The organism is uncultured Campylobacter sp. (assembly GCF_937997595.1).
In the GTDB taxonomy this organism is placed as follows: Bacteria; Campylobacterota; Campylobacteria; order Campylobacterales; family Campylobacteraceae; genus Campylobacter_B.
Window position 1 is genome coordinate 1 of sequence record NZ_CALKTS010000324.1, and the last position, 2,633, is coordinate 2,633.

The 2,633-nt window shown below is 47.1% G+C and carries 5 protein-coding genes; 3 read left to right on the forward strand and 2 right to left on the reverse strand.

Going from position 1 to position 2,633, the window contains the following annotated elements; all coding sequences use genetic code 11:
• The coding region (locus Q0614_RS11075) for a 4-oxalocrotonate tautomerase family protein (protein WP_298788719.1) at positions 1-191 on the reverse strand (191 nt) is incomplete at its 3' end.
• 106 nt (positions 192-297) lie between these two features.
• Here Q0614_RS11075 and luxS point away from each other — a divergent pair.
• A complete protein-coding gene (luxS, locus tag Q0614_RS11080) occupies positions 298-807 on the forward strand; it encodes an S-ribosylhomocysteine lyase (protein WP_298788720.1) in 510 nt (169 codons plus the stop codon).
• Positions 808-937: 130 nt separating this feature from the next.
• Here luxS and Q0614_RS11085 read toward each other — a convergent pair whose 3' ends face one another.
• Positions 938-1,633, reverse strand: coding sequence for a hypothetical protein (locus Q0614_RS11085; RefSeq protein ID WP_298788721.1), 696 nt, complete (start codon positions 1,631-1,633; stop codon positions 938-940).
• A gap of 240 nt (positions 1,634-1,873) precedes the next feature.
• Between Q0614_RS11085 and Q0614_RS11090 the strand changes: the two genes are divergently transcribed.
• Both Q0614_RS11090 and Q0614_RS11095 read left to right on the forward strand, forming a co-directional pair.
• Positions 1,874-2,167, forward strand: coding sequence for an SDR family NAD(P)-dependent oxidoreductase (locus Q0614_RS11090; RefSeq protein ID WP_298788722.1), 294 nt, complete (start codon positions 1,874-1,876; stop codon positions 2,165-2,167).
• The coding region (locus tag Q0614_RS11095; protein ID WP_298788723.1) for a gamma-glutamyltransferase at positions 2,161-2,633 on the forward strand (473 nt) is incomplete at its 3' end. The genes Q0614_RS11090 and Q0614_RS11095, both read left to right, overlap by 7 nt.

Sequence of the window (2,633 nt, forward strand, 5' to 3'; positions counted from 1 at the left end):
ATTTCGCTTACTAGCCGCCCGCCGATCGCGTAGTCGTCAGTGGATATTTCGTCTATCGTCACGACCGTGGTTTTCTCGCCCCTGCCTAGCACGGCTACGAGGGCGTCGGTGAGGTTTTTGACGAGCCTTGCTTTTTGTTCGCGACTTAGACCGCCGCGCTCTTTGGTGATTTTGACGTTTATATAGGGCATTAATTCTCCTTAAAATAAACGTAATTGTAGCCAAAATTTCGTCTGTGCGCCTAAAAGTGCGAAATTTTATGTTAAAATCGCCGTGATCTAAATTTAAGGAGAAAATATGCCATTGCTGGATAGTTTTAAGGTCGATCACACCCGTATGAATGCCCCCGGCGTGCGGCTCGCAAAGAGTATGCGCACCAAAAGCGGCGATAAGATCAGCGTCTATGATCTGCGGTTTTGCCGTCCGAATTTAGAGATCATGAGCGAGCGCGGCACCCATACGCTGGAGCATCTTTTCGCGGGCTTCATGCGCGAGCACCTAAATAGTGCAGACGTCGAGATTATCGACATCTCGCCGATGGGATGCCGCACGGGCTTTTATATGAGCGTGATCGGGGCGCCTAGCGAGAGCGCCGTCGCAGCGGCGTGGAGCGCGAGTATGAAGGATATTTTGGGTGTGGCCTCTCAAGCGGATATCCCCGAGCTGAATAAATTTCAATGCGGCACCTTCGCGATGCACTCGCTAGCAGAAGCTAAACAGATCGCGCAAAACGTGCTAAATAAGGGTATCGGCGTGATCAAAAACGACGAGATCGCGCTGGATTTAAATTTGATCAAATGGCGATAGCAATGCGTCAAGAGGTAAAACGGCGCAGTTTTTGAAGGTTTTGTCGGTAAAGCACAGATCTATCGGTAAGCAGATAAGCTTGTAGCTCGCGACGAAAGTGCCATTTAGAATTCCTAAAAAGGATAAAATTTTAGCGCTTCTTTAAAATATCGTCGTTTAAAAATGCCGCGCTGCTTTGTATCGTTTTGATAACGCGGTCTTTAGAATTTTGCATTTTGTCGGATGTGGGTCTGTGTGCGATCGAATTTACGCGCCCGATTTTCGCCGTGAAATAAAAAATCCCCAGTATCGTCGCGTTTAGAAATACTCCAAAATATATCCGTTCTAATCCCCATATCCCTATGCTGGCGGCATGAATAGGCACAAAAATTATCGCGATTAAGACCGGATAATAATCCGAAATTTTATTTTTGGCAAGGATTACGGTCGTAACGATGGCGTATGCGATGAGCGTAAAAGGAGAGATAAGCAAGAGTGCAAAAAGTGCGTTTATGCGCTGATAATCTTCGTGCCCGATTAAGACGCAAAAGCTACAAAACGCGAGCGTTATGAGAAAAAATAAAGGTAAAATCCACCGCGTTTTCACGTCGCGCCCTTTAAGCAGAGATAAAAAGAGCAGATGAGGGCCCAGCGCAATACAATAATAATCAAATATAACCGACGAGCTTAGAAACGTGAGCGGTATGGCGAGCAGCGTACCCGGTCCATCAAAATATACCCCACTAAACATGAGCCACGTGATAAAGAGTATAAAAGCATATTTCAGACCCGCATAAGTGGCGCAAACACAGATACTAACGAGGATAAATCGTATAAATTTGCTCATTTGCCTTTTTCCTAAATTTAGGTAATTATAGCAAACCGCGACAAACGAACGGCGCAAAATTTTAATTTAGCCCGTGCGCTCGCCGAATCCGCTGCCGATTGCGAGCTTGGGTGAGAGAACCTGCCAATGCCTTCGTATTATTTCATCCGCTCCAGCGCCGCAAGAGCAAATTTCATAAATTCTAAATCCGTTTTGCGTTATCATTGCGCTAAATTTAAAATTTTACGCAAAGGGGATCATATGAAAAACACGGCATTCATCACGGGCACTACGAGCGGCTTTGGCGAGGCGATTGCCAGGGCGCTTAGCGCGCAGGGCTATAAGATTATTGCGTTTGGGCGTCGCAAAGATCGGCTACAGAAGCTAGCCGGCGAGCTAGGCAATACGCACATTATCGCCGCGGATATTCGCGATAAAGCTGCGGTGTTTGATGCCGTAAGCGCGCTGCCTGCAAATTTCAAAGACGTCGAGGTGCTGGTAAATAACGCAGGCCTTGCACTCGGGCTTGAGGGGATTGCACAGACGCCATGGTAGCTACCGAACTGGCACTGGCAGTGGCTTACCCTAATGCAGGAAATATCGGTGGAGGTGGCTTTATGGTCTATCGCTTAGCCAATGGTGAAAAAGGTGCCTTGGACTACCGTGAAAAAGCTCCTAGCAAGGCACACCGCGATATGTACTTGGACGCCAATGGCAAAGTAATTCCTGACAAAAGTACCCTAGGTGCCTTGGCTATAGGCGTACCTGGCACTATCGATGCGCTCTTTGAAGTACATAAGAAATTCGGCAAGCTCCCTATTGCTGACCTTTTCCAACCTGCTATTGATCTGGCTCGTAATGGAGTGGTTATCACACCCCTACAAGCTGATTTCTACATGGGGAAAAACCTTGCTGAGATTAAAAAGGCTAACAACTATACCACTATCTTCGAAAACGGCTGGAAAGCTGGCGAACGCTTTAAGTATGAAGAACTTGCCCAAACCTTGGAACGTATCCGTGA

Excerpts from the sequence above, each read along its gene's own strand:
- luxS (WP_298788720.1), top strand. The coding sequence starts at position 298 with ATGCCATTGCTGGATAGTTTTAAGGTCGATCACACCCGTATGAATGCC.
- Q0614_RS11085 (WP_298788721.1), bottom strand. The coding sequence starts at position 1,633 with ATGAGCAAATTTATACGATTTATCCTCGTTAGTATCTGTGTTTGCGCC.
- Q0614_RS11090 (WP_298788722.1), top strand. The coding sequence starts at position 1,874 with ATGAAAAACACGGCATTCATCACGGGCACTACGAGCGGCTTTGGCGAG.